Here is a 26,284-nt window from a genome sequence, read left to right as displayed (position 1 = left end):
ATAAAGTTTGCAAGCGAACTTTATAGTAGCCGGAAATGTTTTAATAGAAAACATATCATTAAAAAACAATACAATATGAAAACATTGACAGACGAAAAGCTCACGATCGTAGGGGCAGCAGGTATGATTGGTTCGAATATGGCTCAGACAGCCATCATGATGGGACTTACTTCTAATATTTGTTTGTATGACCCGTACGCTCCTGGTTTGGAAGGGGTGGCTGAAGAGTTGTTCCATTGCGGTTTCGAAGGTGTTAATATCACTTTTACTTCCGATATCAAAGAAGCGTTGACTGGTGCTAAATATATCGTAAACTCCGGTGGGGCTGCCCGTAAGGCAGGAATGACCCGTGAAGACTTGCTGAAAGGAAATGCCGCTATCGCCGAAGAATTCGGTAAGAACGTAAAGGCTTATTGTCCGGATGTCAAGCATATCGTAGTTATTTTCAATCCGGCCGATATCACCGGTTTGATCACACTGTTGTATTCAGGTTTGAAACCTTCGCAGGTGACGACTTTGGCTGCTTTGGACTCTACCCGCCTGCGTAGCGAACTGGCTAAACATTTCGGCGTATCTATGGATGTTGTAGAGAACTGCCGTACATACGGCGGCCATGGCGAACAAATGGCTGTTTACGCTTCTACTGCGAAAGTGGAAGGCAAACCGTTGGCTGGCATGATCGGCACGGATGCCTTGACTAAAGACCGGTGGGCTGAAATCCAGACGAAGGTGACGAAAGGTGGCGCCAATATCATTGCTTTGCGCGGCCGTTCTTCTTTCCAAAGCCCGTCTTATGTTTCCATCGAGATGATTGCTGCCGCTATGGGCGGTAAACCGTTCCGCTGGCCTGCCGGCGCTTATGTCTCCAATGGCAAGTTCGACCATATCATGATGGCGTGGGAAACTTCCATTACAAAAGACGGCGTAGCATTGAAAGAAGTAAAAGGAACTCCGGAAGAAGAAGCTGCTTTGGAAAAGAGCTACAAACATCTTTGCGCATTGCGCGACGAAGTGATCGCAATGGGTGTTTTGCCTCCGATCTCCGAGTGGCACGCATTGAATCCGAATATTAAATGAAGGGATAGGTAAAAAGATTTAGGTTATCAGGTTATAGATATTTATTAAAAGAGTATGCCGAAAGGATTTTCCATTCCTCCTTTGGCATACTCTTTTTTATTGATTACAGTGCAGTTTGATTATCCGATAATTTCCGGATAAGTTCAGCAACGTTTCGTCCGTCCATAAGTCCATGATGTGCACAGACCGAAATGGGCAACAAGTATTTGCTATTCTCCTGCATCAATTTCCCTGTAGAAATACGCGGAACGGAATCTCCGTTCTTAAAAGATGTGGCATGCTTCATTTCGGAAAAAGCGAACCAAGGTAATGCCGAATAGCGAATAACATCTTGTCTACTTGTATTTTTGGAAAAAGACAATCCTGTTCCGTTCTTAACCCTTTCTATTTCCTGTGTTGCTTTTTGGATAAACAGATCGATATCCGGATCGTATTCAAAAAAGCCGAAACCGAAAGTCCCGTCTTCACGCCCAATAGTCGGAGAGATATGGATCGTATCATAACGGACTACCGAGTCTTTTTCTATTCGTAATTTGAATGCATCGGTTTCGTTTACACACTTCAGTAAGAAATGAAGGGAATAAAGGAAAAAAGAAACATTCTGTTCTTTACTTTGTCTGTAGACATTAGTAAAATCCACAAGAGTTGTAACCCCGAAAAAGGGGTCGTCGAATGCAGAAAAGAAAGCGAAATGCTCTTTTCTGTTCCAATTGTCTAAATCGATAACTTGCTTCATCTCATCCTTTTTTATAAATGCCTTTCCGGATAAAGCGCATCCCACCATTGCGGTTCGTCTTTCAGGTATTTGGCGAACCAGGCAAAGATGGTGTTCTGCCATTCGAGACGTTTCTTATAATCCGCAACGCCGTGATCCTCTCCGTCTACCTGTACGAACTCGACTGTTTTTCCAAGTAGTTTCAAAGCCAGGAACATCTGGATGCTTTCCCCGACGGGCACGTTCGTGTCTGCATTTCCGTGAAGCAAGAGGAGAGGTGTTTTTATCTTGTCGGCATTGAATAACGGACTATGTTTGGTATAGAACTCCGGATTATTCCACGGATAAGTGCCTGTATTGGCAACCGAGCAATATCCATATCCCCAGTAACCTTCACCCCAATAGCTACTCAAGGCACTGATGCCCGCATGACTGACAGCGGCTGCAAACAGGTCGGTCTTTGTTTGCAGGTATTGTGTCATGAAACCGCCATAGCTGGCACCGGCGCAACCGATTTTCTTAGGGTTGACGAACGAATGTTCTTTGCAGAACTGTTCTGTTCCCTGGATGATTTCATCGGCGGTCTTGTCTCCCCAGGCGTTTACGTGACGGGCGGCGAACTCTTGTCCGAAGCCGGTCGTGCCGCTTGGGTTCAGAGTGTAGACCACATAGCCGAGGGCTGCATACATGTGCATGGAGTAGCTGAATTCCAACGCACGGTTAGTGGGAGAGGTTCCGCCATAATAATAGACGATCATCGGATATTTCCGGGATGCGTCGAAGTTGGGCGGGAGATAATAGCGCCCTTGAATGATGGTCCCGTCGGTAGAGGTGAAATTCCAGTCGTGCACTTCTCCGAATTGGATGTCTTTCAGTTTGTCAGCCGACAAGTCGTAGATCAGTTGTGTCTTCTTACTCTTGGTGTTGTAGCTGTACAGGCGGTTGGCGTTGGATACGCTCTGTCCGTAGTAATACATGACCGGAGCGGCTTCGGCTAGCGAGTAATTGTAAATGACGTCTTCCGGCAGGTCGAGGCGGCGGATTTTCCCGTTGGCCGGATTGCAGGTATAGACACGCTGGTAATCCTGGTCTTCCGTCAACATATAGATCTGTCCGTCGAATTTGTTCCATTGTGCACTTGTGACGTTCGGGTTGAAGTCTTTGGTAAGCGCTTTCGCTTTCCGCGTTGCCGGATCGTACAGGAAAAGCTGTCCGTCGTAGGTGTTGGATATCTGCCCCTCTTTGATGTTCAGGCCGATATTGTCGAAGGCATTGCCGGAACCGAATACCATCAACCGCTTGCCGTCCGGTGAGAAGGTCGCCCCATTGATGTATTTGGCTCTTTCCCATAAGGTGTCGACCGCCATGCTCTGCAAATCCAACTTATACATGGAATTGCTGGAGTGGGGCAGTGAAGTGTAATCCTGCTCATTGGTACTGAACAGCAGGTAACGGCTGTCGGCACTGACATCATTGATAAAGGTATTGTTATGCCCGTATGTCAACTGCTCGTATAAACCGGTTTGAAGATCGTAGCGCCAGATCAAGTAACGGTTGCGGAACCCCGGCAGACGATCGTTCGGTTCCAGAATACGGAGCATATCCGGTCCGTCTTTAGGTCCCTCTTCCTGGATGGTATAGAGCAATGTCTTTTCATCCGGAGTAAAGCTGAAGCTGCCTTCCGGCAGATTTTCCGCCAAGATTTCCTCCTGCATGGTAGCCGGGTCAACGGTTACCAACTCTTTCCCGTTCATTCCGGTACGGGTGAAATACATCTTGCTGCTCGTCGGCATCCAGTCGGCAGTTAAGATAAACCCTTTGTCCTGCAATAAAATCCGTCCGGTCGCAGCATCCCGCAATTGGGCGTATTGTTCGCTTTTCCCACCTTCCATACGGGTGTAATATTTTACCAATACATATTTTCCATCAGGTGAAACGCTCGTTCCCCGGAATTGCGTTCCTTCCAGGATATCGCGTGGCGTGTACCGCTTTTCAGGATCGAGGGAGGCTATGACCTTTGCTTCCTCTTCGCTCTTAAATTTGGCTGTCAGCGTGGACGGACAGGTATCGGTGTCGGCTGTCAGATATTTGATTACCACTTCATAACGGTGCGGTTCCAAAGCCAACTCGGAAGTGGCGCCGACCGGTTTATTGTTGACGAACACTTCGAATGTACCCGCCCCGGAAACCTCCAGCGAACCTTTCGTGTAACGGTCGCTGTTTAGGTAGAACGAATAGAGATGCAAGGCATATCCTTTTTCGGGCGTCGGGACGGTAATCAGTCCGGCGGTATCCGCGTCGATAACGGCTGCATTGCCGAGGGCACGGCCGAACGGGATAGTCGACTTGACCAGGTTTTTCGCTTCGAAAGGTTTGCCATCGACGTTCAAGCTGTCTGTCAGGATCGGTTTGTTGACCGTAATCGGCCCGGCATGGAGGTACTGCATCACTTTAACGTCTTTTGCCGCTTGTGTGGCGAAAGCCGAAAAGAGGAGTAACGGGATAAGTTTAATCTTCTGATTCATGTATCATGTATATTTAGAATGTCTGTTTGCGGGTGGCGCTAATCATATAGAGTCGGTCACTGTCTTCCATCGTGCTGACAGTGAAGAAAGGGGATAACATGCGTGCCAATTCTTCCACGGGAGGCAATCCTTCCGAGAGTTTTCCGGCATGCTTGTCATGGTGTCCGTTGATCCTGTCGCGGCTTTCGCTGTGGCAGACCACCAGTTTGCCGCCAACCGGCAGTAGTCCGGCTAAATGGGAGATCAGTTTCTCTGGTTCCTGGAAATGGGGGAAAACACTGTAGGCGATGATATAGTCGAAAGATTTTCCTCGTATGTCCCGTACGTCCTGGCAACGGAAGTCGACGATAGGTGTCGCGTATTTGCTTCGTGCCTTTTCGATCATCCCCGGAGAGATATCCACTCCCACGATTTGTAAGGGGGAATAGGGCAGGAGATAACTTTCCAATACGCCTGTCCCGCATCCTATGTCCAATATACGGAGTCCTTTCCGCAGGCCGGTCCGTCGCAGGATGTCGTTCAGCTTTTCCGGATCATGGTAGCAAAGCTCGTCCCACCGGTCGGCAAGGGTGTCGGAGAAATCCGCTACCTTGTTCATGGCAGTTGTCCCTCCCAGACAAAACAATCGGCAAACAAGCCTTTGAGGTCTGTCGCCTCTTTGAACAGTCCGAACACGGAAGAGCCGGAGCCGGACATAGATGCATAGACGGCTCCCTTTTCATACAGCGTTTCTTTAATCCCTGCAATGACTGGATGTTTCGGGAATACGCTTTTTTCAAAATCGTTTATCATCAATTCTTTCCATTCTCCGACAGGTCTCCGAATGATTTCTTTCAAAGAGATTGCCGGAGCTGCGGGCGTCACCATCGAATAGGCTTCCGGTGTCGAGACGGCAACATCCGGCTTGACTAGACAGAGATGGTAGTCTGCCAGCGACAATTCCACCGTTTCGAAGATATTTCCCGTGCCGGATGCGAATACCGGCGTATTGCGGATAAAGAACGGGCAATCCGCTCCGATGGAGGAGGCAAGTTCTTCCAAGCTGTCTTCCAGGATATGAAGTCCGCAATAGTCGTTCAGCAACTTCAGCATAAAGGCAGCATCGGCCGAGCCTCCGCCAAGTCCGGCTCCGAAGGGAATGGCTTTCAGCAGATGGACTTCCAGTTCCGGGATTTTGTACCGTGACTTCAGCAGATTCAGTGCTTTGACAACCAAGTTTTTTTCTATTGGAACATCTACCGGTATTCCCGTTTGTGTGAAAGAGAATGTATCGGCTCTGACTATTTCCAGCGCATCTTTCACCGGGATCGGATAGAAGATAGTTTCGATATTATGGTAGCCATCGGGACGTTTGCTAACAACATTCAGCCCCAGATTTATTTTGGCATTAGGAAAACTGATCATACGTTTCTTTTTTAATGATTGGCAAATGTAAGTATTAATACAAACTTTTCCATACAAATCATGGGGCAACTGTGTCAAATTATGGCTGGTGGATGTAAATCTGGTAAGTTTACAGATGGTGGAATGATAACTTAGTTCGTTATGAACTATGGTTATACGGTTGACAAAGATACTAAATATCCTGTAACTACTTATATATAGTTGTTATTTATCAGGCATTTTTTGAATTTACTTTACCTATGGGCGAATTAAATTATACTTAGAATCGCCGGTTATGGTATAAATAAGGGTGATCACCCGTTGGCTTTTTATCGCCATTCTCTTTACTGTAGCCGATTTCAAGAGTCATATCAGGTCTTGAATTTTAGTAATCGACTTAGTTCATAACGAACTAATTAAATTAAAATATCATGGTAAACGAACCTAAAAAGCGCAGTATCACAGGCAAATTGGTAGCCAACGTACTGACCGAACGTGAGGATGACTTCACATGCAATGTAACCTATGTCGCAAACCGCTCTATCAAAGACCTTTGCCGGATAAGGGCAGCCAAAGGGAGCAAGTACACTGCTGCCGAGTATGAGAGCATGTGCAACGATCTAGAAGAGACGGCGAAAGAAGAGATGTACTCTGGTTCTACCGTGGAATTTGGCTTTATGAACAACTCCCTCGGAGTCGACGGGCCGTTTATCGGGCCGGGAGCCACTTTTGATCCTGCAAAGGAGGAAAATCTACCCACAATCACTGCCGTTACAGATGTCGTGACCGCAAAGGTCAACTCGCAACTCACCCCGTTAGTAAAACCGTCCTTAAAGAGGTACGCCGTAATCGCTTCCCTTATAAACTGAGGGTAGGTGAGGATGAAGAAAGGCCGGGCGAACTCTGATGTTCCCTTTTTTATACGATGGCCGTAATAAAACAAGTATAAACTACATAATAATTATAGCATATGAAAAATAGGTACTTAAAGAGTTTGACAGCGCGTGTGACGATATTGATGCTGTCTTTTTTATGTCTGGCAGGAAGCCAGGGAGCTGGGGCACAAATCCCGATGGAGAGAAGGAACAGCTCTTCAACCAGTGTTGTGTCGTCACAAAAGCCGGTAATGCCCCGTATGACTAAAAGCGGAGGTAATGCTGTTTCGGTAAATGGTACGGAATACGATACTTGGGCTAATGCTGTTGCGGCGATCAATTCAAATGCGACAGAGACTTCGTTCGATATCGTATTGTTGAATCATGTAATGGATGCAAAGATAATGCCATCTAAAGCGTGTACGATTAGTGGGAGTACGTCTTTGATCAATTTCGCCTACATTAATGAAGATAGCTATCTTACGAGATTGCAAATGTTGGCTCCATTGACGTTTAAGAACATTACGCTTCAGGTATGGCAGATAGCTGCGAACGGGCATGCGTTAACGTTTGACGAAGGAGTTACTGTTGTGAGTAAATATACTTCTGGAGGAAATGATATTGCCGGTATTCGGAATATCTGGGGAGGAACAGATTCATCGAGTGATGTGGCAAGTTCCGATATTACGATCAAAAGTGGCCAGTTCGGCTGGATATGTGGCGGTAGCGGTTCTACCGGAGCAGTCATTGGAACTGCTAAAATAACAATGAGTGGCGGAACGGTTAACGGATCTATTTTCGGAGGGGGGTATGAAGGTGCATGTGGCAATACGGAAGTCGTTATGTCGGGAGGTACTACCTGCTGGATTTATGGAGGGGGTGAAAAAGGGAATGTGACCGGCACTTCCAAACTGACTATTTCCAACACGGCTGCCATTACTGAAAATATATTTGGAGGTAGTGATTCCGGTACTTGTGGAAATACGGAAGTAAATGTTTCCGGTGGAACTTTTGCGTATGGCATATATGGAGGTTGTTTTACTGGGCAGGTAACAGGATTTTCTAAAGTGATCGTGACCGGAGGCAATTTTTCCGGTACGATTTACGGAGGGGGATTTGGGAAAAAATGTGGGCAAGGCGATAGCAGGGATGCGAATCTCGGCAAAGTCGGAAAAACGGAAGTACATGTGTCTGGGTTGACGAATGGAGAAGTTTCGGTTTTTGGAGGAGGTTTGTATGCGGATGTGACAGGGAATACCCAAGTTACGATAAATACAGGAAAATACAATCATATATATGGTAGCGGGTATGTGGAAAGCCCTTATAATCCAGCCCATATCGGAGGTGATGTGACTGTCACGTTCAATGATGGAGAAACACAGATCTTAGGAGCGATAAATGATCAAATTGCAGGTGCTTTGGATGGCGTTGTTGCAGGAAGTATGAATATCGTCATAAAAGGAGGTACGGTCACGGCTGGCCTTCAGTCTGGGAACAGAGCTTCTGTTTCAGAGAATGTCTACGAAAGCTGTACGTTGACGTTTGATGGAGTAGGGAATGAAAGCACTCCATATGTAACTCCTATGATTGAGGGTTTTACAGATATCGTCCTCAATAATTCGGTTGTCAACTTTAAAGAACCTCAGGCCATAGAGAACGGAATGTTCCTTTTGCATGGTTTTAGTCTTGATCCCGCACATCCGGTAAACATAAGCGGGAATGGCAAATTGGTCGGGACCGGAATCCTGCTTCACAAAATCAGGGAGGATTTCTCGGTTAACACACCGTTGGTAATTGCAAGCAATCTTCCCAAAACCACTACATTCGCCAAATATGTAAAGATGGAAGCTGGCAGTGTCATTACTGCCCCTGTCTACAAAGCCGGAAAAACCTATCGTCTGAAAAAGGATGGCGAAACCCTTTATACGGTAAACATCACGGAACCGGACCGGAAACTCGGAACTTTGTCTGTCATATGGGATAAGTTTAAAGAGCAAGATGTCAAGCTGGAAGATGGCGACCAGGCTCCGGAGAATACCCAGTTGACCGTTACTGTCGCTCCCGCAGATGCGGGTATTACTGCCATTCTCAAAAATAACGGTCAAACGATAACGAGCGGTGAAAAACTGACCTTGTCCGCTGATGCTGATATAACGGTGGAAACGGAAGTCCAACCGTTGGATTTGTCCCAGCGGAGCAATGATGTCACGATCTCGAAGGATGGTGATGATTGGAAATATACGGAAGCCACCATTACAAAAAACGTTACGGCAGCAACCTCTTTCAACGGTACAATCAAGAACACCCTTGCCGATGGTAAACGCATGTTGATCGATAACACCGCACAGGGTGTTTTGATCTTCGAGAGCGCAAAGATCAACTCGACATCGACCGCAGCTCCGGCTCTGACAATCGAGAACGGAGCGAACGTCTCTTTTAGCGGCAACTTGGAAGTAAAGACAGGAAATGCCGACCAATACGCTATCCGGAACGACGGAATCCTGACCATTACAGATGCATCGACAACGATCACATCGACCAATACGAATGGAAGTAGCGATAAAGGGATTCAAGTCGGCAATGGTGCGGTCATTGTGTCCGAGACAGGCACTACTCTTACCACTTCCGGCCTGAGTAATGAAGGGACTGTTGTCGTGAAAGAGGGTGCGGAAGCCAAAACCGATGGAGGACAGGATTTACAAAAGACCTACCTGGTTACGGTCGTCGATCCGGGCAACGGCCATACCTTTACGGTAAAAGCCGGAGATATCGAAGTCAAGTCTAACGACAAAGTAGCCGATAAGACGGTATTGGCAGTCCAGGCAACTCCGGCAAATGGCTATCGGTTGGAAACAATCACTGCCATTCCCAAAGATGGGCTGACTGTGGCATTGGTAAACAACGGAACCTATGTGATGCCTGAAAATGAAGTGACCTTCAAGGCTACCTTCAAAAGTACGTATGTTCCGCCTGTCCCGACTTACTATACCGTTACCCTCCCCGAAGTGGAAGGTGTCACCACCAATCCGAAAGCCGGTACGCGGACCGTCGAGGAAGGCTATTCGTTCAGCTTTGCCCTGACGCTTCATGAAGGTTACGAAAGTTCACAGCCAGTAGTAAAAGCCAACGGCATAGTTGTGGAACCTCGTGAAAGCGATGGCAAATACATCATCCGGAATATAGAGGAAGATACGGAAATAACGATTGAAGGCATCATAAAAGACGATCCGACGGGCAATGCAACGATTGAAGGAGAGACAAAGGTTCAAGCTATCGGTTCTACCCTGCATATCTATCTCCCGAAAGCGGAAACCATCAGCGTCTATACGCTTTCCGGACTTCTGTACGAGCAACAGGATGTATCCGCAGGAAGTACGCAGATACATTTGAGTAAAGGTATGTATCTTGTGAAGATCGGAGAGGGTACGTATAAAATCGTAATTCGGTAATAAAAAAGGAAGGTGTTCCAAAACACCTTCCTTCCTTATAATCTTTTAGATAAGGATTTATCCTTATCTCTGCCCTTCGCCAATCATTTCTTCAGCCAATACTTTGTCTGCATCTTTCTGAATGTTAGGGAGTTCGAGGCCGTAGCCTTTGATACGGTCTTCACGTTTCAGCAACAGGGAGATTACGAGTGCCAGGACTCCGAAACCAGTGAAGATCAACATCGGGATCGTATAGTCGTAGGTCGGTTTACCGTTGATCTCTCCGGAAATACAATATTGATCCAAAACGATACCGATTATATACGGAACTCCCATCAATCCCCAGTTCTGTACCCAGAATATCAGCGCATAGGCTGTTCCCAATTTGTTTTCCGGGATGATCTTTGGAACGGAAGGCCACATGGCGGAAGGAACCAGCGAAAATGCGATGCCCAACAGCAGGATCAGTATCAGAGCGACCAGCCAGTTGTCCAGCATCGGAATGGAGAATGTGAAGTGGATAAATATCAGCATAATGGAACCGATAATCATGATAGTGGCTCCTTTTCCCTTACGGTCGTACAAGTTTCCGAAGAACGGAGTTAAGAGAATATTGCCGAATGGCAGCAAAGCCGGAATGACACCGGACCATTCGGGATCGATATCGAATTTGTTAATCATCAGGTTCGGGGCATATTTCAAGAAGGGGAAGACGGCTGAATAGAACAGTACGCAAAGGAGTGCCATATACCAGAAGCCTTTTAATGTAATAATATCCAAGATATCACCGAAACGGAACGGCTCTTCTGCTTCTTCTTCTCCGGTAGCACCGGCTGCATCTTCTGCATCACGTTTCTTGTCCATGATTACGAATACAATGAAGGATAACAGGCCGATACAAAGCAGAATCAGGCCGATGAAGATTGGCATGCTGATGGAATTGCCGAATGCGCGGCTCAACAAAGGCGTAACACCAATAGCTAACCCCGTACCGATACGGGCACAAGCCATTTCCAACCCCATTGCCAGGGCCATTTCCTTGCCTTTGAACCATTTTACAATGATCTTGGAAACGGTGATACCGGCGATCTCAACGCCTACGCCGAACAAAGCATATCCTAATGACGCAATTACCAATGGATATCCATACTCCGAACCGAAAACGGTAACGGTTGCACCGTCAAAGTTGTGTGATATACCGAACCATTTGATGAAAACGCCGATAAGCATGATGCTGGTCGCCATCAAACCAGTGAAGCGTACGCCCATCTTGTCTAGGATCATACCTCCGAAGATCAGCATCAGGAAAAATACATTGAACCAACCGTAAGCACTGGTGAATTTACCGTATTCATTGGCTGTCCATCCCAGTCCGCCGCCTTCGACGGGGGTTTGTAGTAAGTCCTGTAGCGGAGCCATCATGTCCGTGATGAAGTATCCGCAGAGCATTGTGAATGCGACGAGCGCCAGTACGGACCATCTTGCCGTCTTCGATTCGCTCAGTTTTCTCTGAATTTGTTCTGTCATGATATTTGTTTTTGAATTATGTTATTTGTCTCTTTTCAAGAACAAGGGTAGGGCGTCCGCCACGACGAAAGTGCTTCCGCCGATAAAGATGATGTCGTCTTGTCCGGCTCGCGCCAATGCTTTTTCCACGGCTTCCTGCACGGAATTGCAGATTGTGCCCGATAAACCGTGGAAGATTGCTTTTGTTGCAAAATCTTCCGCAGGCATTGCCCGTTGCACGGATGCTTGCGTGAAGAAGTAAAAGGCTTTTTCCGGCATCAGGTCCAACACGCCGTCGATATCTTTGTCGTTGACCATGCCGACGATCATAAAGAGGTGCTTATGCCGCTTCAGTTCTTCTTCCAGTTGGATGTTCAGATATTGCCATCCTCCGACGTTGTGTCCAGTGTCGCATACGACTTTCGGATTCTCCTGTAAAACCTGCCAACGCCCCATCAGCCCTGTCAATTCGACCACATGTTCGAAACCTTCCCGTACCGCTTCGGTCGGAATGTTTACACCTACTGTATTCAGCAAATTAATGGCCCCCAATACGGTTGTGGCATTCCTGAACTGCACGACGCCACCCAGTTCACCGAATAGCTGTCCGTATTCTGCAGAATCCAGATACCATTCGCCTGTATCCATCAGATATGACTCTTTCAGCAGCCCTTCGTCCTGAGCGAAATAAACCAATGTGCCGGCTTTGACTGCTGCGTCTGCAAAAACTTGTGCCACACTGTGCCGGTCTATTTCTCCGACCAACGCCGGGACATCCTTTTTGATGATTCCGGCTTTCTCAAAGGCAATCTTTTCGACCGTATCTCCTAAGAACTGGGTATGATCCAGGCTGATGTTCGTAATGATACTTAGGATGGGAGTGATGATATTGGTACTGTCCAAACGGCCGCCCATGCCCACTTCGATTACGGCATAATCCACCTTCTCGGCACGGAAATAGTCGAATGCCATACTGGAAGTCAGTTCGAAGAAGGAAGGATCGAGAGTCTCAAAGAAAGAACGATGGCGTTCTACGAAGTCGATGACATATTCTTCCGGTATCTTTTGTCCGTTTACCCGTATCCGTTCGCGGAAGTCGACCAGGTGCGGAGAGGTGTAAAGCCCGACCTTATATCCCGATTGGCGCAGGATCGCGGCCAAGAGATGGCTGACGGAGCCTTTCCCGTTCGTACCGGCTACGTGTATTGTTTTGTATGCTTTATGCGGATTGCCTAAGTGATCGTCCAGTGCAATGCTGGTTCCTAATCCGGGTTTGTAGGCTGAAGGTCCGGCATTCTGAAAAACGGGAATACTGGTATATAGATAGTGTAGCGTCTCTTCGTATGTCATGCTGTTGTTATTTATTTTCGCAAAGTTAGGTACAAATCTTTTAGGAAAAAAGGAATTACTTAAAATGATAGATGGAATAAACAAGAAAAGGATATCCGGTTCCGGGTATCCTTTTTGATTTAACTTTTATAATTCTGTGAATTTAATTTCTTGGAAGTGCTTCTTTTACAACCATCTGACGGCCTTCGTAAGTGGCTCCGTTCAAATCTCTGATTGCGTTTTGTGCTTCGGAATCTTCCGGCATTTCGACAAATGCAAAACCTTTAGACCTTCTTGTATCGCGATCGATGATAAGTTTTACAGAATCAACTGTTCCAAACTCTTCCATTACATCTCTTAAATCCGATTCCCTAACGTTATAGCTAAGGTTACCAATATACATGTTCATAAATATAAAAATAAAAAAATTAATAATTCAATAATCGAATGTAAGGAAGTTATTTATCAGAGATGAAAATGCTCAATATGTAATTGAGAAGATACATGTGAAAAATCAAATCGATATAATCTCTCATTGTTTGTTGGTACAAAGGAAAGCATTCTTTTCGGATAATGCACTATGCTTCCCGATATATATTGAATAATTTATTTCTTTTGTGAAATTAGGTCAATACTTAAGGATTGGTAGTTGTCTTAAATTATTCTATCTTTGTGCCCCGTTACATGAATTATAATGGAAGTAGAAAAGGATGAATAGACAACGTGTTACTTATACTCCGACTGGTGGGGTATGTTCTAAAATGATGATTGTCGACTCGGAGGACAACGTGATTAAAAATGTACAGATCATTGGTGGTTGCCAAGGAAATACACAAGGTTTGTCCAGACTGCTGGTCGGAATGGAAATCGGCGAGGCTATCCGGCGTCTGGAAGGCATTGATTGCCGCGAGCGTGGAACGTCATGCCCGGACCAGTTGGCACAGGCATTGAAACAGATCAGTCGATGATCAGCTTATAACCGATCCCGCGTACGTTCAGTATTTTGATTGATTCGTCTTTCGACAGTTTATGTCTTAACTTAGTAATGAATACGTGCAGGCTGCGGGCATTGAAGAACGAATCGTCTCCCCAAAGTTCCAACAGGACGTCTTTCATGGGCAGCACATGGTCTTTGTTTTCACATAGGCGTTTCAGTATTTCGGATTCGCGGTTGCTCAGCAATTGCTTTTCTCCGCAGTACTGGAGCGTTTGTGTGATGGAATCGAATGTATATTGTCCGAGCGTGAAGTTGCTGCTTTCTTCCTTACGGACACTTATTTTGTTCAATAATGCCTTGATACGGATAATAAGTTCCGCCATGCCGAACGGCTTTTTCAGGTAATCGTTACCCCCTAGTTCGAAACCTTCGACCACGTCGTTGGCTGCGGAACGGGCGGAAAGAAAAAGAACCGGTATCTGTCGATCCGTTTTCCGGATGTGCCGGACCATCGTGAAGCCGTCGATTTTCGGCATCATGATGTCTGTGACGATGATGTCCGGCTTTGCTTCTCTATATCGTGACAATCCTTCTTCTCCGTTTGCGGCGAGAATCACTTCAAATTCTTCACCGTCCAAAGTGTCTTTTATAATCATGGCGAGTGTCGGCTCGTCTTCTACCAATAATACTCTGATCTTATCCATTGTCGTTAATTTTTAAAATGAAGGGTGAATGTGGAACCTTTCCCCAGCTGGCTTTTAACCGTTACGCTCCCGTTGTGTTTAGACATCATGTCGCTGACGTAGTACAAACCTAGACCGAAGCCTTTCACGTCATGCAGGTTGCCGCTGGGCACGCGGTAGAACTTATCGAACACCCTCTTTTGGTTAGCTTCGCTAATACCGATCCCTTCGTCTGTGACCGAGAGAGTCATTTCCTGGGACGATACTGTTCCTTTGAGGATAATGCGGCAGGTCTTTTCTCCGGAATACTTGATTGCATTCCCGATCAGGTTGCTGAGCATGTTATACAGATGGGTACGGTCGGCCGTTACGGTCATATGCTCCGGTACTTCTGTCGTGATGTCGATCGGTTTATCTGTTTTTAGCTTGAACTGTTCTATAAGCGGAGTCAGTAGCTCTGCAACCTGTATCGTTTCGAGATGAAGGCGGAAAGTACTTCTGTTCTCAACGGAAAGAGTGAGGATTTGTTCGACCAAACCGGATAGATGATTCAATTGCTCCCGCACGATATCCAGATATTTCTTTTGCTTCTCGTTTGTCGTACTGCTGTAGTTCAGCAATACATCATTGGCGGCATAGGCAATGGAGATCGGGGTTTTCAGCTCATGCGTCATATTATTGGTGAAATCCGTTTTAAGTTCTTCCACCGTCTTTAGTCTCAGTATTGTGTAGAGCAAATAAACGAAAGCGACCAGGATAACCATAAAAAGCAGGAAAGATGAAATCAATATACCTGCCATCTGCCGGAATACAACCCGGTCAGGAGATTGGAGTTCCAATTCGTAATAATATTCCGGTTCGATCACATGTGTGAAGTGGACAGCGTCTTTCCAGGATTCCCCTTTTTCGGAAGCATCCGTATAGGCATATAATACGGAGTCTTTCGCTTCTTTCCGGATTACCTGCAGGCGGTACGGGACGGTGATGCCCTGTTTCTTTAATCCGTTCTTTAATAGTGTATTGAATTGTGCGTAATTGACGGGAAGTAACGTGTCTATCTTTTGATGCATGAGCATCTGCACGTTCCTTTCCAGTGTACCGATAATCTGCAAATATTCATTTAGAGTTTGGGCAGCTTCTATATATTGGATTGTCGAATTCGGCGATGATATCGGCATATTATCTGTTGAAAGGGAATCTTTCCTCTTTTCCCATGCCGTGTCTTGGCTAAAGCTGAATTGAGGATTTATCTGGCTGTGAAAATTGTTATTGCTTAGAGAGTCCAGGCGCAGGAACAGTTCCATATAGTCGGCCATCCGCATGGCTTCCTCTATATTATCCCACGTGCTTTTCTTACTAGACACATATAAACCTTTCAGCCAGTATCCTTGTGAAATCAAGAGTCCGGCAAGCGAAAGGCAAATAAGCACAGCTATTATCTTAAATCGGAGGCGCGTTTTCATATCCTTTTATATTTACAACAAAAGTATATGTTCCGATTCAATTTATTGCGAATCCGGTAAGACTAAATAACACTTAGAGCCTGTTTAAATTTCTCTGAAATAAATTTTGCATAGCCCTCATCGGCCTGCTTTATCTCTTTATAGGATTATTTTGAAAAACAACTGTCATACTATCACTAATTTCCTTTTATCAATTGAATATCAATAAACACAAGCAATGATAGTAGGTATGATGGATGCCTATTCCATCTATCATACTATCACTAACCGCCTGTTTAAGATTCTTCTTCACATGACTTATTTTCAATAACATAATAAGATAAACCCATTGACACCCGGGTCTCGACATCATTCACACTCGGGTGTCAAGACCGTTCACATCCGGGTGTAAAAAGCCTGTAAACGGGAATCTTCGGCACTTTTTCTGCCTGTTTGAAGCAAAATAAGCCACGTGTTTCAACAAAAAAGACGGCATCTCCTACAGAAAAACATCCTCAATACAACTCTCACAACCAACAAATGCAAAATTTAAACAGGCTCTTAGTATATTAGAATAATTAGACTCTCCGGAAGTTGAGGTTTATCGCATTTTCCTGTTTCCCTCAGTTTGGCTGACAAAACGGGGTCGGTAATCGGATAAGCTACCGGTCTTATTGCTCCTTATCTCGGCGATAATACTAAATAACACTCCGTAAGCGAGTGATAACATAGTTTCTCCTTTGAAGTCTTTTCCTTTGCAGTGTTGATAAAAAAACGAATGAAAATGAAACGAATACTTTATTACTCTCTGGTTTTACTTACTGCCGGTAATGGGATGTTACAAGCGCAGAACTGGATTCATGGAAAAGTGGTCGATAAAGAAGAACGACCGGTAGACGGGGTGGCTGTCGTGTTGCAAACATTGGATTCTACTTATATAGATGCAGTCGTTACGGATAGTCTCGGGGCATTCATGTTGAACAAGGAAGCCGGTCCGAACTATCGTTTGTTGTTCCAGCATCTGCTGTACGAGCCGGTTTGTAAAAAAATCTCGACTGCTGATGCCGGTACGATAAGCCTGACTGAAAAAGATTATGAACTGGAAGGCGTTGTGGTAAAAGCCGAACGTCCGCAGGTCAAAGTGGAAAACGGCGCTTTGAGATACGACGTGCCCCAATTGATGAAAGATAAGGCGGTCAGTAATGCGTTCGAGGTGGTGAAACAGATACCCGGTGTGATCAGTACGGACGATGCTGTCCAACTGTTGGGAGCCGGTAGTCCGAGCATTGTGATCAATGGGCAGTTGACCACGATGTCGGTCGATCAGTTAGTCGGTTTGCTGAAGACAATTCCTGCTTCGCGGGTATGTAACGTAGAGATCATGTATAATGCACCAGCCAAGTATAATATCAAAGGAGCTATGATCAATGTCGTATTAGATAAGGAAACTGTCGAAAGGAATACTTTGCAAGGAGAAACCGGTGTCGATTATTTGCAGCGCCATTATGCGGAGGGGAAAGTCCATGGCAACTTGCTTTACTCCACATCCCGTTTCAATATAGATTTCTTAGCCAATGGGGCTAAGGGACGGAACTATATGGGAGAGGAGATCCAGGCCCTCCATACCCTGAAAGATCAGGTAACGGAGGTCAACCAATCGGGACGTGGCACCCGGAGCGGCATAGATGGAACGATGCGTTTAGGTATGGACTATACTTTCAAAAATGACGACAGGCTCTCTGCCGCCTACTATCTTACGGCCGGCAAATCCGATCTTGAGCGGACGGCCGTTACAACCTTCCAGGCATTGAAATCCGGACAGCCGGTGGAAGAACGCCTGAGCCGTACATACATAGAGGGAAACAGTGCGTTGCACAATGTCCGTATTCAATATGACGGTAACTCCGGACTGATGGCGGGTGCGGATTTTACGCGTTATCATTCACCCGGCTTCCAGACATTTGTCGATCAAAGCCATGAAACGACAGTGACGGATATGCAGAATAATTCCAAGCAGGATATTTCACAAGGAGCACTATTTATTAACCATAGCCACACTTTTGAAACCGGGTGGGCACTGAATTACGGTGTCCACGGCGGTTTCACCTCTTCGAAGACTTATATCGATTATCTATATAATAAAGGTAACGGCTATGAATCGGCTCTTGATGAACTTGAAAATAACCGCCAGAAAGAGTATAGTGGAAATGCCTTCTTGGAGGTGTCCAAGGATTTCGGTTCGCATTTCTCTGCAACAGCTTCTCTGAAAGTTGAATACTTTAAATCGGATTATACCTCTAACGGGATGAAATCCACACTTTGGAATGATTGGACCTTATTCCCGAATGCGACACTCAGCTATACGGTCAATCCGATGCACATCATCCAATTGGACATAAGCAGCGACAAAACCTATCCGTCCTATTGGGATGTGACGCCGCAGGAAAGCCCGATCAACTCTTATTCCGTTATCTTGGGCAATCCTTCCCTGAAGCCTTACCGTTCTTATAGCGGGCAGTTGATTTATATCCTGAAGCAGAAATATACGATTCTGGCTTTTTGTGACTATGTGCCCGATTATTTCGCCCAGTTGCCTTATCAGAATACCTCGGAACTGAAAAACGTTTTCCGGTATGAGAACATGGACTACCAGTTGCAATTCGGTGTAGGGGTGATCGTTCCTTTCCGGGTCGGCGAGTTCTGGAACAGCCAAGTGACTTTGTCCGGTCAGCGTATGCAGGAGAAGTTGGACCATTTTCATGATCTGTCTTTCCATAATGAGAAATACACCGGGCAGTTCAAGATGGATAATACGTTTACCCTTTCCAAGTCTCGTCCGAATTTGAAGCTGGATTTGAATGGCTATTTCGTTACCGGAGCCGTGCAGGGAATCTATGATCTCGGTCATCTCTATGATGTGTCTTCTGCATTGAAATGGCAGTTTGCCGACGATCGTGCTACTCTGATTCTGAAATGTAACAACATCTTCCGTAGCAATATGCCTCATACGATGGAAATCAACCAGTCCGGCCAATACAGCCGCCTCTGGAAACTGGACGACCAACGTTGTGTAACGGTTTCTTTTGTCTGGAAGTTCGGCGGTTATAAGAAAAAGCAACATGAAGCGGTGGATGCTTCCCGATTCGGCAAATCGATGTGATCTGTTCTTTTGACATTTAGATAGGGAAAAGAGGGTTGAACATGCTTGTATATTATTGTCGTATTCTAATTTGAGTGTCTCTCAAATAGCCTACGAATCAGGCTATGGTAATGTTCCATACTTTATCAAGCAATTTGAAAGTATAACCCGGCAAACTCCAAAGGAGTATCGTATTTCTCTTTTGCAAGGTTCGGAGAACCGGATAAAAAGTAGTACATTTGATGCCCGATAACAATTAGAACAAATGGCAGAAAGAGGAAAAAATACAGGAGGAAAAGGGAGGCAGAAACAGGTTGTAGTACCCGATATGGGACGTTTGCAACCACAAGCCCGCGAGTTGGAAGAGGCGGTGTTAGGTGCTCTGATGCTTGAAAAGGATGCTTACTCCATCGTTAGTGAAATATTGAAACCGGAGAGTTTCTATGAGAAGGCACATGAGAAAATTTATGCAGCTATCGTAGATCTGGCGATCAGCCAACGTCCGGTGGATATGTTGACCGTCACTGAGCAACTGAAGAAGCGAGGCGAATTGGAAGAGGTAGGTGGCCCGTTCTATATTTCCCAGCTGACCAGCAAGGTGGCCAGTAGTGCCCATATCGAATATCATGCCCGTATCATCGCCCAAAAATATCTGGCGCGTGAGTTGATCTCCTTCACTGCTATGATACAGGGCAAGGCTTTTGATGAGTCGATCGATGTGGAAGACCTTATGCAGGAAGCGGAAGGAAAGCTCTTTGAGATTTCTCAGCGCAATGTGAAGAAAGATGTTACCCAGATCAATCCTGTCATCAAGGAAGCGATGGTTATGCTTGAGAAGGCTGCCAATCAAAAAGAAGGGTTGAGCGGTCTGCGCACCGGTTTCGAAGGATTGGACAAAATGACGTCCGGATGGCAAAATTCCGATCTTATCATCATTGCCGCCCGTCCTGCGATGGGTAAGACGGCTTTTGTCCTTTCGATGGCTAAGAATATGGCGGTAAACCATAACACGCCGGTGGCTCTGTTCTCTCTTGAAATGAGTAACGTCCAGCTTGTCAACCGTCTGATCGTGAACGTATGTGAGATTCCGGGCGAGAAGATCAAGAGCGGGCGTTTGGAAAACTATGAATGGGAACAGTTGGACTTTAAGATAAAAGAATTGTATGATGCACCGATTTATGTAGACGATACGCCGAGTCTTTCGGTATTCGAACTGCGTACGAAGGCTCGTCGTCTGGTGCGTGAGCATGGTATTAAGATCATCATTATCGACTACCTTCAGTTGATGAATGCAAGCGGTATGAGCTTCGGCAGCCGTGAACAGGAAGTAAGTACTATTTCACGGTCGTTGAAAGGATTGGCGAAGGAACTGAACATTCCGATCATTGCCTTGTCTCAGTTGAACCGTGGTGTCGAGGCACGTCAAGGAGCGGAAGGAAAACGCCCGCAGTTGGCCGACTTGCGTGAATCCGGTGCTATCGAACAGGATGCGGATATGGTTTGTTTTATCCACCGTCCTGAATATTATAAGATAACGGAAGACGAACGTGGTAATTCCTTGATCGGTCTGGCGGAGATTATTATCGCCAAGCATCGTAACGGTGCGGTCGGAGATGTACGTCTTCGTTTCAAGAGCGAGTTCGCCAAGTTCATGAATGTGGACGAAGATGTTCCGGTTCGCGAGTTCTCCTCTAATATGAATAGTTCAGGCCCGATGGAAACAATGCCGCCCATACCACCGGCCGGTACCGATTTCTTGGCTCCCGGCAATAATGAGGTTCCGTTTTAATAATTCTATCCTCTTTTCAAAACATAGGTGTTTAGTATAAATAATTATTTAGTTTAATGGAGTGATATGGCAATTTGTGTTTTCAGCAATTTAATGCCTTTTTATTCTCTTCATTAACCGGGTTCTTTCCTTCCGGTGTGTAGAGATGGTCGATGCGAGAGGCATATGCTTTTTCTATTTTCCCGCGGACGATCTTCATCGTGCTGTTGACCATGCCGTTCTGTTCGGTGAAAGGCTCCGGCAGGATAGCAAAAGCTGCAGGCAGCCAGCGATCGGGGAAAAGGGCGGACAGGTCGCCTCCCTTGCGGAAACGGTCTATCTGGGATTGGATGATCCGGATTGCCTCTTCGCGTCCTTTATCGGATGAAAGATCAAGATACTGGTGCGTCAGATGCTTCTTCAGCCGGTCTTTGTTAGGGACGACGAGGGCAACGGTATAGGGACTCTGGTTGTTATACAGGATCAGCTGGTCGATGCAGGAAGAATGTTCGACGAGTGCCTCCTCGATCCCTTCCGGACTGTATTTTTCCCCGTCACTACCGATCAGCAGACTTTTGAAACGTCCGAGGACGTAGAGCAGACCGTCATGCCCCATATATCCCATATCCCCAGTGTAGAGCCACCCGTCGCGTACGGTTTCGGCAGTTGATACCGGGTTCTTCCAGTAGCCGGCCATCACATTCTCGCCCCGTATGACGATCTCTCCTTTTTCGCCTGCCGGGAGTTCTTTTCCGTCGGCATCGCATATTTTCAGGTCGAGCGGACGGACCAACATACCGCTGCTGCCGAAGGTATGCCGGTGCGGGCCGTTGGTGGAAATTACGGGAGTCGCTTCGCTTAGTCCGTACCCTTGGTACATAGGAAGTCCGATTGCGTAGTAGAACTTTTGCAAGTCTTTATCGAGCAGTGCGCCACCGCCGATGAAAAACTTCAATTGTCCGCCGAAGTTTTCACGGACTTTCGTGAAAAGCATGTGGTCGAACAGGCTCACGAGCGGTTTCAGCAGGAATCGGACACCACGTCCCTTGTCTTCTCTGCCGTCTCCGTTATAGATGTAAGCTACTTTGAGGGCAAAGTCGAACAAACGGGTTATATTCTTGCCCTGGGCACGGATACCTTGTTCGATATTCTTTTTGAAATTCTTGGCCAGTGCCGGGACGCTCAGGATCAAGTAGGGCTTGAACTCTTTGATGTTGACCGGAATGTTCTTTAATGTTTCCAGCCCTGTCCGTCCGACTTGTACTGTTGCTACGGATGCTCCTTTCGACATGAAGATATAGAAACCGACCACATGCGCGAAACAATGGTCGAGTGGGAGGATTATTAATGTGCGCCATGTATCGTCGATATCGACACAAGATAGGGCTTGCTCCACGTTCGCCGTATAGTTACGGTGCGTCAGGATGACACCTTTCGGGTCGGCCGTCGTGCCTGAGGTATAGGTAATCGTCGCATAGTCGTTATTCTGTAAGGATTGTCCAACAGCAAGGAAGTCTTCCAGAGAATGAGATGCCAGATATTCTTTCCCCATCCGGAATACTTCGGACCAGGATATTTCTTTTTCTTTATATTCCGGCAGTTCGTCTATCACAATTATTTTTTCGACTAAAGGCAATTTATCCATGATAGCCCGTATCTTTTTGAGTTGGTTGCCGGAAACCAGGATATATTTCACATCGGCATGCACAAGACGGAACAGCAGGTCGTTCGCTTCTTCGAGCTTGATGGAAAGCGGGACGTTGGTCGCGCCGGCATAGAACATGGCCAGTTCGCCGATGATCCAAGCATTACGGCCTTCCGAAAGGAGCGCCATATTGTCGCCCTTCTTCACTCCGAGAGCTATCAGTCCGGCACCGGCAGCGTAGACTTGTTGCTGAACTTCTTTATAAGTGGTCGGTTCGAAGGCATCCCTGGTTTTTTCCCACAGGAAGGGATTGTCGGGATATTGTTTTACCGAATTTTCGAAAAGGTCTATAATTGTCTTCTTCATATTATTTATTTTTGTATTTGTACTTTCCCGATTTCATCCAGGTAATTACAAGCCACCTCTACCGTTGGTACATTCTTGATCACGATACTGCGTTTTCCGTTCTGTTCGCGAAGCGTGCATTCGCGTGGATGCTTTTGGATGAAGCCGAGCAGCTTGTCGAAGGCCTCGCTTTCGTAGTAAGGACTTTCGGGATTAGTGACGAGAAAAATGCTCATCTGTCCTTTTTTCAGAATTACTTTTTCCATACCTAACGTCTTTGCCATACGGCGAAGGCGAACGACACGGATCAGTTCTTTCCCTTCTTTCGGCACTTTTCCGAAACGGTCTTTCAGACGCTCGGTAAAAGCAAGTATATCACGCTCTTCCTCCATCTTGTCCAGTTCACGATAGAGGGAGACACGTTCGGAGTCATTCGGGATGTAGGTCGGAGGGAACATCAGTTCCAAATCGCTTTCGATATAGGTTTCACGGACATATTCGCTACCGGTGTCGGGGCGATTTTCGGTAGCGTTGGAATACAGGTCGGCAAATTCTTCCGCTTTCAGTTCGTCAACGGCTTCTTCCAGGATTTTCTGGTACGTTTCGTAGCCCAAGTCGGCGATGAAACCGCTTTGTTCGGCACCTAACATATTACCGGCACCCCGGATGTCAAGGTCCTGCATGGCGATATGGATGCCGCTTCCCAACTCTGAAAAATTCTCGATCGCCTGCAGACGGCGGCGTGCTTCCTGCGTAAGACTTGACAAGGGTGGAGAGAGGAGATAACAGAAGGCTTTCCGGTTACTTCGCCCGACACGACCGCGTAGTTGATGCAGATCGGACAATCCGAACTGTTGTGCATTATTGATGATGATCGTATTTGCATTCGGTACGTCGATGCCACTCTCCACAATGCTCGTGGCGATCAGTACATCGTATTCGTAATTGACGAAATCCAGAATGATCTTTTCCAGCTTCTCCGGTTCCATCTGCCCGTGACCGACAGCGATACGGGCATCCGGCACTTCACGTTTGACAAGCGCTTCCATTTCATAAATATTTTGGATGCGATTGTTGATGAAAAAAACCTGTCCGTTACGGCTCATCTCGAAATTGATGGCTTCTCGGATGATGTCCGGGTTAAAACGTTCTACCTCTGTTTGAACCGGATAGCGGTTGGGTGGGGGAGTCGTGATGCTCGACAAGTCACGGGCTCCCATCAACGAGAATTGCAGGGTACGAGGAATCGGAGTGGCGGTCATGGTGAGCGTGTCGACGTTGGCTTTCAGCTGGCGTAGCTTCTCTTTGACGGATACGCCGAATTTCTGTTCCTCGTCGATAATCAGCAGACCGAGATCTTTGAATGTGACATCTTTTCCGACGATTCGATGGGTGCCGATGATAATGTTGATATTTCCTTCTTTCAAGTCTTTCAAAGTTTCCCTTATCTCTTTCGCCGTACGTGCCCGGCTGATATATTCGATTCGGCAGGGAAAATCTTTCAACCGTTCGGAAAATGTTTGATAGTGCTGGAATGCTAATACTGTAGTCGGGACCAGCACGGCAACTTGCTTGTTGTCCGAAACGGCTTTGAAAGCGGCACGAATGGCTACCTCCGTTTTCCCGAAGCCTACATCTCCGCAAATCAGTCGGTCCATCGGACGGTCGTTCTCCATATCGGCTTTGACATCGGCTGTTGCTTTCATTTGGTCAGGGGTATCTTCGTAGATAAAGCTGGCTTCCAGTTCGTGCTGCATGAAACTGTCTGGGCTGTAAGCGAAACCTTTTTCCTGTTTTCGTTTGGAGTAGAGGAGAATCAAATCGCGGGCGATATCTTTTACTTTTGACTTGGTGCGTTCTTTCATCTTCTCCCAGGCCCCTGTTCCGAGTTTACTCAGCTTGGGCGGTTCCCCACTGTCCTTGCCTTTATACTTGGATAGCTTATGGAGAGAGTGAATGCTGACGAATATAATGTCGTTGTTCTGGTAGATCAGCCTGATGGCTTCCTGCATTTTTCCGTTTACTTCCGTACGGACTAGCCCGCCGAATTGTCCGACACCATGATCGATATGTACGATATAATCGCCGGTCGTGAATTGGTTCAACTCCTTCAACGACAGAGAGAGTTTTCCACTTCTTGCTTTATCGCTTTTCAAGTTGAATTTATGAAAGCGGTCGAACAACTGGTGATCCGTGAAAAGGCAGACACGCAAGGTCTCATCGGCAAAACCTTCATGAATGGTCTTGTTGACGGAGGTAAAAGGTATGTCGTCTCCCCGATCCTCAAAAATGGCCCTGATACGGGTTGCTTGCTTTTCTACATCGCTCAGTATATATAATGTATAGCCGTCTTCTAAATATTTATGGAAAGACTCGCTTACCAAATCGAAATTTTTATGATAAATCGGTTGTGCTTCCATTGAGAAAGTCAGGGTGGCATCGGCTACTTCCATAGGCCGCGTACCAAAATGGAGCCGGCAGAAACCAAGTGCCGCATGTAGAAAATCCTCTCCGGTAATTAATTTGGCCCGCAGTTGCTCGATGTTGGCAAACGATTCTTCGTCCCCGATGATTGGTTCTTCATTCCAGATACTGCCGATACGTTCTTTTACCCATGCCATGTCTTTGCTAGCGAGCAGTGTCTCGGATGGCAATGAATCTAGTAAGGATGAGTTGGTCCGGTTTCCTTTTGTCATTTCGGGCACGATATAGATGCTGTCCAGTTTTTCTTTGGATAGCTGTGTTTCCACATCGAACGAACGGATCGTCTCTACCTCGTTTCCAAAGAAGTCGATACGATAGGGAAATTCATACGAGAACGAGAACACATCTAAGATACTGCCGCGCATTGCATACTGCCCTGGTTCATAAACATAATCTACCTGCTCGAAGCCGTATTCGTCCAGTACGTCAGAAACAAACATATTGTCCAACCTTTCGCCGACACTGATCTTCAGCGTGTTTTCTTTCAAGACCTCCCGTGAAATTACTTTCTCCGCCAATGCTTCCGGATAGGTGACAATGATGAAGGGAGCAGTCGGATCCTGCAGCGTGCTGAGAACTTCTGTCCGCAGGATTTCGTTGGCTGGATCCACATGTCCGTACTTGATAGCACGTCGGTAAGCAGAAGGAAAGAAATAGATTCCGTCACCTCCTGTGAGTTGCACCAGATCGTGATAAAAGTAGCCGGCATCCTCTAGGTCATTCAACACACACACATAACTTCCTCTTCTTTTTGAAAAAAGAGAAGCTATTGTCATTGCGGCCCCTGAACCGTTCAGTCCTTTCAGAAATATATTGCGGGACGTTTTGTTTTTTAACAGGGTATTTAATGCCGCCACTTGCGGATGGGCGGCATATTGTTTTAGTAAATCTTGTACCTCCAACGGATGAATTGAAAATTGATAATTATATATGCGCAAAATTACGGAAAATGTTACAATAATCTTCCTAAAACCAATGAAAATATCTACCTTCGCGCTTGGGT

18 protein-coding genes are annotated in these 26,284 nt (G+C 46.3%); 7 read left to right on the top strand and 11 right to left on the bottom strand.

Annotated features, from left to right (window positions below):
• The first annotated feature begins 75 nt into the window (after window positions 1-75).
• A complete protein-coding gene (locus tag NQ542_RS05580; RefSeq protein WP_005648944.1) occupies window positions 76-1,077 on the top strand; it encodes a malate dehydrogenase in 1,002 nt (333 codons plus the stop codon).
• Window positions 1,078-1,180: 103 nt separating this feature from the next.
• Here NQ542_RS05580 and NQ542_RS05575 read toward each other — a convergent pair whose 3' ends face one another.
• The 4 genes from NQ542_RS05575 to ispE are packed head-to-tail and all read right to left on the bottom strand — an operon-like array spanning window position 1,181 to window position 5,721.
• Window positions 1,181-1,813 (bottom strand): chloramphenicol acetyltransferase, encoded by a 633-nt coding sequence (locus tag NQ542_RS05575; RefSeq protein WP_005648946.1) that lies wholly within the window; start codon window positions 1,811-1,813, stop codon window positions 1,181-1,183.
• 11 nt (window positions 1,814-1,824) lie between these two features.
• A complete protein-coding gene (locus tag NQ542_RS05570; protein ID WP_005638097.1) occupies window positions 1,825-4,317 on the bottom strand; it encodes a S9 family peptidase in 2,493 nt (830 codons plus the stop codon).
• Window positions 4,318-4,330: 13 nt separating this feature from the next.
• Window positions 4,331-4,915 (bottom strand): class I SAM-dependent methyltransferase, encoded by a 585-nt coding sequence (locus tag NQ542_RS05565; protein WP_005638096.1) that lies wholly within the window; start codon window positions 4,913-4,915, stop codon window positions 4,331-4,333.
• A complete protein-coding gene (gene ispE, locus NQ542_RS05560; RefSeq protein ID WP_005638094.1) occupies window positions 4,912-5,721 on the bottom strand; it encodes a 4-(cytidine 5'-diphospho)-2-C-methyl-D-erythritol kinase in 810 nt (269 codons plus the stop codon). The genes NQ542_RS05565 and ispE overlap by 4 nt, the downstream gene beginning before the upstream one ends.
• A gap of 410 nt (window positions 5,722-6,131) precedes the next feature.
• Here ispE and NQ542_RS05555 point away from each other — a divergent pair, with 410 nt between their 5' ends.
• Both NQ542_RS05555 and NQ542_RS05550 read left to right on the top strand, forming a co-directional pair.
• Window positions 6,132-6,569 (top strand): DNA-binding domain-containing protein, encoded by a 438-nt coding sequence (locus NQ542_RS05555; protein ID WP_005638092.1) that lies wholly within the window; start codon window positions 6,132-6,134, stop codon window positions 6,567-6,569.
• Between the two features lie 101 nt (window positions 6,570-6,670).
• Window positions 6,671-10,024: an InlB B-repeat-containing protein gene (locus NQ542_RS05550; protein ID WP_005638091.1), complete on the top strand. Its 3,354-nt coding sequence runs from the start codon at window positions 6,671-6,673 to the stop codon at window positions 10,022-10,024.
• A 63-nt stretch (window positions 10,025-10,087) separates the two neighbouring features.
• Here NQ542_RS05550 and NQ542_RS05545 read toward each other — a convergent pair whose 3' ends face one another.
• From NQ542_RS05545 to NQ542_RS05535, 3 genes are all read right to left on the bottom strand, one after another.
• Complete coding sequence (locus NQ542_RS05545; RefSeq protein ID WP_005638089.1) at window positions 10,088-11,530, bottom strand: MFS transporter; 1,443 nt, start codon at window positions 11,528-11,530, stop codon at window positions 10,088-10,090.
• A 21-nt stretch (window positions 11,531-11,551) separates the two neighbouring features.
• Complete coding sequence (locus tag NQ542_RS05540; RefSeq protein ID WP_005638087.1) at window positions 11,552-12,859, bottom strand: bifunctional folylpolyglutamate synthase/dihydrofolate synthase; 1,308 nt, start codon at window positions 12,857-12,859, stop codon at window positions 11,552-11,554.
• A 142-nt stretch (window positions 12,860-13,001) separates the two neighbouring features.
• Window positions 13,002-13,247: an RNA recognition motif domain-containing protein gene (locus NQ542_RS05535; protein ID WP_005638083.1), complete on the bottom strand. Its 246-nt coding sequence runs from the start codon at window positions 13,245-13,247 to the stop codon at window positions 13,002-13,004.
• Window positions 13,248-13,548: 301 nt separating this feature from the next.
• On the opposite strand from NQ542_RS05535, the gene NQ542_RS05530 reads away from it, so the two are divergent.
• Entirely contained in the window at window positions 13,549-13,806 is a 258-nt protein-coding gene (locus NQ542_RS05530) for a TIGR03905 family TSCPD domain-containing protein (protein WP_005648949.1), read from the top strand.
• On the opposite strand, the gene NQ542_RS05525 is transcribed toward NQ542_RS05530, so the two are convergent.
• Both NQ542_RS05525 and NQ542_RS05520 read right to left on the bottom strand, forming a co-directional pair.
• Window positions 13,796-14,479, bottom strand: coding sequence for a response regulator transcription factor (locus NQ542_RS05525; protein ID WP_005638078.1), 684 nt, complete (start codon window positions 14,477-14,479; stop codon window positions 13,796-13,798). The two genes, NQ542_RS05530 and NQ542_RS05525, sit on opposite strands and share 11 nt — an antisense overlap.
• Window positions 14,480-14,484: 5 nt before the next feature.
• A complete protein-coding gene (locus NQ542_RS05520) occupies window positions 14,485-15,921 on the bottom strand; it encodes a sensor histidine kinase (RefSeq protein ID WP_005638076.1) in 1,437 nt (478 codons plus the stop codon).
• A 763-nt stretch (window positions 15,922-16,684) separates the two neighbouring features.
• On the opposite strand from NQ542_RS05520, the gene NQ542_RS05515 reads away from it, so the two are divergent.
• The 3 genes from NQ542_RS05515 to dnaB are packed head-to-tail and all read left to right on the top strand — an operon-like array spanning window position 16,685 to window position 20,828.
• Window positions 16,685-19,060, top strand: a complete 2,376-nt coding sequence (locus NQ542_RS05515) for an outer membrane beta-barrel protein (protein WP_022322106.1) — start codon at window positions 16,685-16,687, stop codon at window positions 19,058-19,060.
• A 55-nt stretch (window positions 19,061-19,115) separates the two neighbouring features.
• On the top strand, window positions 19,116-19,292 hold the full coding sequence (locus tag NQ542_RS05510; RefSeq protein WP_224204465.1) for a helix-turn-helix domain-containing protein: 177 nt from the start codon (window positions 19,116-19,118) through the stop codon (window positions 19,290-19,292).
• Window positions 19,293-19,304: 12 nt separating this feature from the next.
• A complete protein-coding gene (gene dnaB, locus NQ542_RS05505) occupies window positions 19,305-20,828 on the top strand; it encodes a replicative DNA helicase (protein ID WP_005638069.1) in 1,524 nt (507 codons plus the stop codon).
• A gap of 82 nt (window positions 20,829-20,910) precedes the next feature.
• Here the strand turns inward: dnaB and NQ542_RS05500 are convergent, their stop codons facing one another.
• Window positions 20,911-22,818 (bottom strand): AMP-dependent synthetase/ligase, encoded by a 1,908-nt coding sequence (locus NQ542_RS05500; RefSeq protein WP_005638066.1) that lies wholly within the window; start codon window positions 22,816-22,818, stop codon window positions 20,911-20,913.
• Between the two features lie 5 nt (window positions 22,819-22,823).
• Entirely contained in the window at window positions 22,824-26,183 is a 3,360-nt protein-coding gene (gene mfd / locus NQ542_RS05495; protein ID WP_036723558.1) for a transcription-repair coupling factor, read from the bottom strand.
• Window positions 26,184-26,284 lie beyond the last annotated feature (101 nt).

Origin of the sequence: Parabacteroides merdae ATCC 43184 (genome assembly GCF_025151215.1) — a bacterium.
Classification (GTDB): domain Bacteria; phylum Bacteroidota; class Bacteroidia; order Bacteroidales; family Tannerellaceae; genus Parabacteroides; species Parabacteroides merdae.
This window is presented reverse-complemented; position numbering and strand designations above follow the sequence as displayed.